Below are 7,019 nucleotides of genomic sequence, written 5' to 3' on the forward strand. Positions count from 1 at the left end.
CGCTCACCGGGCGCCCCTTTCCCGTGATTGGAGTTGTCGTGCTCAGGACGTTCGTCGTCGCAGCCCTCGTCGCGGCCGTGGCCCTTCCCTCCGGTACGGCTATCGCCGCCGAACGAGATCCCGGCCCCGCCGGGCTGTTACCCAGCGACTGGAAGACCTCCTCCGACATGGCCTGGACGACGTCCGGCGACTCGACCGGGTTTCACCTGCTGACCGCCGACTCCAAATCCGGTTACACCTGGCGCACGGTGGCCTCGCTCGCCGAGCCCGGGTTCGACACCGACCGGTGGATCGGCAACGTGTGCCTCACTGGCTCGGGCAAACGCGCGGTCGTCGTCTACGCGCCACGGCAGTTCACCAACAGCTCTGACCTGTTCCAGCGGGGCGGGTTCGCTGCGTTCGTCGACCTCGGGTCGGGGGCGGTGACCAAGCTGCCGTTCACGGTGTCGCTGGCCTACCACAACCCGGGCTGCGGGTCCGGTGAGACGGTCGCGTTCGGCGCGCAGCGGGCTGGCCGGACCCGCCTCTACCTTGCGGACGCTGTCTCAGGCAGCGTGCTTCGCCGTCACGAGCTGGCCGGGCAGGTCACGTCGGCTGTGCCGTACGGGAAGGAAATCATCGCGGCGAGCGGCGCGGGGTTGATACGCGTCGACACGGTGGGCGGCGCGCACACGCTCGCCACCACGTACGGCACGCCATACGATGTGCGACCGGAGAGCGGGGGCGCGGTCGCCTACGTCGAGGCGCACGGCGAGATCGGCGTGGTCAAGGAGGTCGCGGGCGGGTCCGTGCGCGAGGTCGCGCACGGACCGGTCGCCGACGTGGGTCTCGCGGCCGGAACCGGCGGGAAGGTATTCCTCGTTGGCAAGCCCGAGGTCACCTCCCTGCCGAAGGCGATGACCCGCGTAGACGCGCCCGTCTCCTCGGACGTCTCGACAACCGGCGCGGTCGCGGTGTCCCACGAGGAGAAACAGGGCGCCACGAGCCGCGGGCTTGTTGAGCCGCTCCAGCTCCGGGTCGACGTCCCCAGCACCCAGAGTAGCGCCGAGGTCACGGTGACTCCTCTGGCGGTGCCGTACTCCGGACCGTACGCGAGCGTGCCGAGCGACCCCGACGCGACCTGCGCGGTGCCGCGCAACGACACCGCGACCCAGGTCTACCAGCCTTCGTGGAAGCAGGTCGAATGGGCCGCCGACCTCGCCGTGCAGCACGCGCTGACCGTCAACCGGCAGGCGGGATGGAAGAACTCCGGGCTGCCCGCGTGGACGCCGCAGGGCATGTTCCCGCCGCCGGGCATCGTTACCGGCACCGGCAGGATCCCCCCGCCGATCATGCTGGGCGTGATCGCGCAGGAGTCGAACATGTGGCAGGCGTCCGGGCACGCGCTCGAAGGCGAGTACGGCAATCCGCTGGTTGGCAACTTCTACGGCCGCGCGGTGACCGCCGACACCGGCGGCGGCGACCCGTGGGCGATCGACTGGTCCAAATCCGACTGCGGGTACGGCGTCGCCCAGATCACCGACGGCATGCGCAAGACCGACACCTCGCGAACCGCCAACCAGAAGCGCGCGATCGCGCTCGACTACGCGTCGAACATCGCCGCGGGCGTCAAAATGCTGGAGGAGAAATACAATCTGACGTGGAATTCGGGGATTCGCGTCAACAGCGGAAACCCGCGCTGGATCGAGAACTGGTTCGCCGCCCTCTGGGCGTACAACACGGGCCTGCAACCGCGGGACTCGTCGTTCGGCAACACCACCGGGTGCACGCCGTCGCCGACGTGCACGGACAGCGCCGGAAACTGGGGGCTCGGCTGGGCCAACAACCCGATGAACCCCGACTATCCGGCCAACCGGCTGCCTTTCCTTGAGAACTCGCAGGACGACGCCCGCCACCCGCAGGACTGGCCCTACCCGGAGAAGGTGATGGGCTGGGCGGCGTACCCGATCGTCAAATCCGACCCGTGGACGAACGAATACGAGGCCGGTTACAGCCAGGCGTGGTGGACCGACGCGTACTTCCGCACGATGATCAAACCCCCCCGGTCGTTGTTCTGCGTGCCGTCGGTCAACCACTGCGACCCGGGCGTTTCCAACGCCTGCCTGCTGATGGACCTCCACTGCTGGTGGAACGGCCAGGCTACCTACAAACCGAGCTGTATCGGCCACCTGCCGAACGATCCCGTTACCGAATACACCTCGTGTGGCCAGGGTGACCCGGCCTACCTGCCGGGCGCGGCCGAGCCCGGCGACTGGGAGAAGTGGTACGACCCGGACTGCGTGAAACCCGCGCTGCCGACGACCGCCTTCTACATAGACGACGTCGCCACCTCCGTGCCGTCGCTGCGGCAGACCTACAAACAGAACGTATCCTGCAACCCGAAGCCGTTTACGAACTCGGGGACGTTCGCGCTCGACTTCGCGCAGGACGCCACCGGAAAATATCGGTCGAAGATCGACTTCCACCAGATCGGCGGCGGGTTCGGCGGCCACTTCTGGTTCGCGCACACCTATCAGGCAGCCGATTTCCGGGTGACCGGCACGTGGCAGCTGAACCAGTCGCTGAACTCATGGGCCCGGGTCCTCGCCTACATTCCCGACCACGGCTCCGACACCCAGCAGGCGCACTACACAATCGACACCGGTGACGGCACGTTCGCGCACGACCGCATCATCAACGCGAAGTCGTACTGGAAGGACCAGAAGGGCCGCTGGGTCTCGCTCGGCGTGTTCCAGTTCGCTGGGGTGCCGAAGGTGTCGCTCAGCAACATCACCTACGACGGCAACGGAAGCCACGACATCGCCTTCGACGCGATCGCCATTCAGCCGCTGGCCGCCAAACCGAAGAACTTCGTCGTCTCCATGGGCGACTCGTACGCCTCCGGGGAAGGCGCGAGCACCGATCTGACCACAGGTTCGGACTATTCGTACGAGACGAACTCTGACGGGAGCGACGGCAGCCGGCGCAACGCCTGCCACCGCTCGCTGTACTCCTGGACCAGCTGGGGGATCCTCAAGGACAACGTCAACACTTATGTGCGAGACCGTGCCGCGTCCTACGACAAGGATCTCGACTACCAGGCCGTGGCCTGCTCTGGCGCGCAGACCGAACACCTACTGCCCTACCAGGGTGACAAGAACGCGTGGAACGAAGGGGGGACCGGCAAGTTCGGCGAGGTGTCCCAGCTCGAAACGGGATTCCTCGACAGCAATACCACGCTCGTCACGCTCTCGATCGGCGGCAACGACGCCAAATGGGGTGACGCGTTCCGCTACTGCCTCTCACCGACCGAGCTCGACTGCCACCGCAGCACCCGTCCCGGTGACTCCGCCCCGTTCGAGTACGTGATGCTTGACAACATCACCACCAAGGTCATCCCATCGATCAAGACCGTGCTGCGTAATATCCACACCAAGGCGCCGAACGCGAAGATCGTGCTGATGGGGTACCCGAGGCTGGTCTCCGCCAACGCGTCCTGCCTGCGCAGCGGGTTCGTCACCGGGATCATGGGCCAGTTCGCGTTCGGCGTGACTCCCACCGAGTCGGACTTCCTCACCTACGCGGCCGACTTCCTCGCCGACTCCGAACGGTTCGCCGCCGACGATCTGCGTACCAACGAGGGCATCCAGGTGTTCTTCGCGAATGCGATCCCGTACTTCGACAACCAGGGCATCTGCGGCAATCCGCAGAAGATCCACGACCTCGTCACGTCGCTCACCCCCGGCGAACCGCGCAAGTGTGGCGACTCAGTGCTGTGCTATGCGGTCGAGAACCCGTGGTGGGAGATCGGCATGTCCCAGCAGTCCTTCCACCCGAGCCGCAGCGGCGCCTACACCTACTCGACCGCCTTCAACGACCTGCTCCGCACGATAGATCAGTAACTCCTGCCGACGGCCCCCACGATGCCTGGCCGGGCAAGGTCCATCGGACCTCGGCCCGCCAGGCGTCGACGGGGACTCTCACCACAAGCTCGCGTGACCTGATAGCCAGTCGGTCGCCCCCTCCAGAGTCGACCGTGATGCCATGAGGGCTCTCGTGGCGGCACAGTAATGAACCCCTCGGCCCGCGACTTCTCTGGGCTCAGTTAGGAGCTCGCCTCGTCCGCCGTTCTGGCCGGGGCCATGGCGGGCGTCATGGTGGCACGGATCTCGCCGTCGCCGTGCGGCGCCTCTTCTGTACGGCAAGCCACCGCCACCGGCCGCCCGCCGTACTTCGGCTGAGGACCCGCGCCCGGCGCTCCCGGCGAGTCGGCGCCGCTACCTCACCGCCACGCCACCCCCAACCACGTCCCACGGCCCCCACCCGCACCCGCGTCCCACGACCCCCCAACCGCACCCGCGTCCCACGCCCCCCAACCGCGCTCGTGTCCCACAGGCCCCTCCCGGACCGACGTCCCGCAGGGCCCCGCCCCACACTCTTGTCCCGCAGGCTCGCTTGTGTCCCGCAGGCCCCAAGCCGCACCCGCATCCTGCAGGCCCCCACCCGCGCTCGTGTCCCGCAGGCCCCAACCCACACCCGCATCCCGCAGGCTCCCACTCGTGCCCACGTCTGAAGGCCCACCAATGCCTGCGTCCCTCGTGCCCATGGCCCGCGTCATGGGTTGCTCGCCCGTAACCTGCGCACCCGGGCTGTAACCCACGTCCCGCGCCACGCGGGCCCGCGCGCCTCGTGATCCACGTTCCACGAACCTCGCGCCTCGTGACCCGCATCCCCCGTAACACGCGTCCTCGTGTCCTGGGACCGTGTGTTCCGGGGTCGGTCGAGGTGGCCGTGGGCGGCCACCCGTGACCGAATCCCGGGGTTGTCACGTGTGAGAGATGACGACCTTGCCGAAGGGCTGGCCGGAGGCGTAGTAGCGGTAGGCCTCCGGAGCCTCGTCGAAGGGGAAGACGCGGTCGATGACGGGGCGCAGGAGGTTGGCGGCGATGGCCTCGTTCATCTCGCGGAACTGCGCCCGGCTCCCCACGGCGACAGCCCGTACGGTCGCCCCGGAGGCGAACAGCACGCGAGCGTCGATCGGAGCAGCGGCCGTCTCGGAGACGAAGCCGACGAGCGCGACGTGCCCCGAGAGCCGTACGGCCTTGATCGACTGCTCCACCTGACCGGCCACGTCCACCACCCGGTGGGCGCCGAGACCGTCGGTCAGCCGCCGTACCTCGGCCGGCCAGTCGGGGTTGGCGCGGTAGTCGATGACCTCGTCGGCGCCAAGCTTGGCCAGGCGCTCAGACTTGGCGGGGCCGCTGGTGGTGGCGATCACCCGGGCACCGCGGGCCTTGGCGAACTGCAGCGCGAACAGCGACACCCCACCCGAGCCCTGCGTCACGACGGTATCGCCAGGACGCAGGCCCTCCAGGGCGTTCCAGGCGGTGACGGCGACGCAGGGGAGCGTGGCGGCCTCCTCGTAGCTGAGGTGGTCGGGGATCGGCACGATCGCCTCCTCCTCGACCAGCGCGAGCTCGGTCAGCATGCCGTCAAGCGAGCCGCCGCGCTGCGCCAGGTGCTCGGCGCCGAACGGGCCGTCCTGCCAACTGGGGAAAAGCGTCGCGGTGACCCGGTCGCCCACCTTGGCCGAGGTCACACCGGGGCCCACCGCGACGACCTCGCCCGCGCCGTCCGAGACGGGGACCACGTCGGGCTTGACCGGCAGGACGTAGGTGCCGCGGGCCACCAGCAGCTCGCGGAAGCTCAGCGAGGTGGCCTTAACGGCGACCAGCACCTGCCCAGGGCCGGGAACGGGGTCAGCGTGCTCCCTGATGGTCAGGCCTTCGATCCCCGCACCGCTGTCGAGATGGTAACTACGCACGGAAGCACTCCTAGATAGAACGTTCGGTCTATCGAGACCATATCGACCGGTTGATCTACCTGTCAACGGGTGGCATGCTGACGACCATGAGCACACCCGGACCCAGGGAACGCCTCCTGGAGGCCGCCCGCGAGTTGACCTACAGCCAGGGCATGGGCGTCGGCGTCGACGCGCTGCTCAAGTCCGCCAGCGTCGCGCGACGCTCGCTGTACGAGCACTTCGGTGGCAAGGACGGGCTGCTGACCGAGGTCCTACGGCGCACCACCGCCGAGGACGAGGAGAGCTACCACCGCACGATGGCCGCCGCCGGCGACGATCCGCGGGCGCGCCTGCTCGCCATCTTCGACCAGCTGACCGACGTCGTGGCCGGCCCCGACTTCCGCGGCTGCCGTTACCTGGCCGCCGACCTCGCCCTCGCGGACCCCGACCACCCCGCACACGCCATCACCCGCCAGTACCGCACCGACATCCACGACCTCCTGGAAGCCGAACTCGTCCGCCTCGGCCACCCCACCCCCGCCCAAGCAGCAGACCAACTCCACCTCCTCATAGAAGGCACCCTCGCCACAGCCACCACCCGCCCCACAACCAACCCGGCCCAAGCAGCCAAATCCCTAGCCGAACACATCATCAACACCCCCTAAAACCACCCCCCGGTACGGTCGCCTGCCCCCGTCACCGCCCCCGTCACTCGTCACGGTCACCCGCCCTCAGTACGGTCGCCCGACCCTCGTCACGGTCACCCGCCCTCAGTACGGTCGCCCGACCCTCGTCACGGTCACCCGCCCTCAGTACGGTCGCCCGCCCCCGTCATCCGCCTCTTACGAGGCTGTCCGTCCTTCTGCTGCGCTCGCCCTCTGCGGGTGCCGTACTCCGGGGTGCTTGCCGCTGACGGGGTAGCCGTACCGCTGTGGCGCTCGCCCTGGCGGGCGTCTTCGTCTCTATGGGTGGTTGTTGTGGGTGGGTTCCAGGGGGAGGCCGGATTGGCGCCAGGCGGTGATTCCGCCGGGCATGACCATGACGTTGTTGACATCCTCCACCCGCCTGAAGGAGGGGGATTTCAACCCATCTCTACGCTGACAGGAGGACGGGTTGAGGTTCACGGTTCGCAGGCCCGGCAACCCGGTCGCCTCCCCGCGCATCCACCGCATGCCCTGCGGCGGCCAATCGGATGTTTCTGGCCGCGTTCACGTCAGCGTTGCAGGCGTATCCGCAG

3 protein-coding genes are annotated in these 7,019 nt (G+C 68.3%); 2 read left to right on the top strand and 1 reads right to left on the bottom strand.

Annotated elements, in window-relative coordinates; translation table 11 throughout:
• The first annotated feature begins 38 nt into the window (after positions 1 to 38).
• The gene (locus tag KIK09_RS51935; protein WP_214327016.1) at positions 39 to 3,881 is read left to right on the top strand and encodes an SGNH/GDSL hydrolase family protein; all 3,843 of its coding nucleotides are present in this window, start codon (positions 39 to 41) and stop codon (positions 3,879 to 3,881) included.
• A 923-nt stretch (positions 3,882 to 4,804) separates the two neighbouring features.
• Here KIK09_RS51935 and KIK09_RS51940 read toward each other — a convergent pair.
• Positions 4,805 to 5,803, bottom strand: coding sequence for a zinc-dependent alcohol dehydrogenase family protein (locus KIK09_RS51940; RefSeq protein WP_214327017.1), 999 nt, complete (start codon positions 5,801 to 5,803; stop codon positions 4,805 to 4,807).
• A gap of 86 nt (positions 5,804 to 5,889) precedes the next feature.
• Between KIK09_RS51940 and KIK09_RS51945 the strand changes: the two genes are divergently transcribed.
• Positions 5,890 to 6,447, top strand: coding sequence for a TetR/AcrR family transcriptional regulator (locus KIK09_RS51945; protein ID WP_214327018.1), 558 nt, complete (start codon positions 5,890 to 5,892; stop codon positions 6,445 to 6,447).
• Positions 6,448 to 7,019: the final 572 nt, after the last annotated feature.

Origin of the sequence: Nonomuraea sediminis (assembly GCF_018531495.1) — a bacterium.
Taxonomy (GTDB): Bacteria; Actinomycetota; Actinomycetes; order Streptosporangiales; family Streptosporangiaceae; genus Nonomuraea; species Nonomuraea sediminis.

Bases quoted from the DNA above. Each gene is read 5' to 3' on its own strand.
- KIK09_RS51945 (WP_214327018.1), top strand. From the start codon at position 5,890: ATGAGCACACCCGGACCCAGGGAACGCCTCCTGGAGGCCGCCCGCGAG.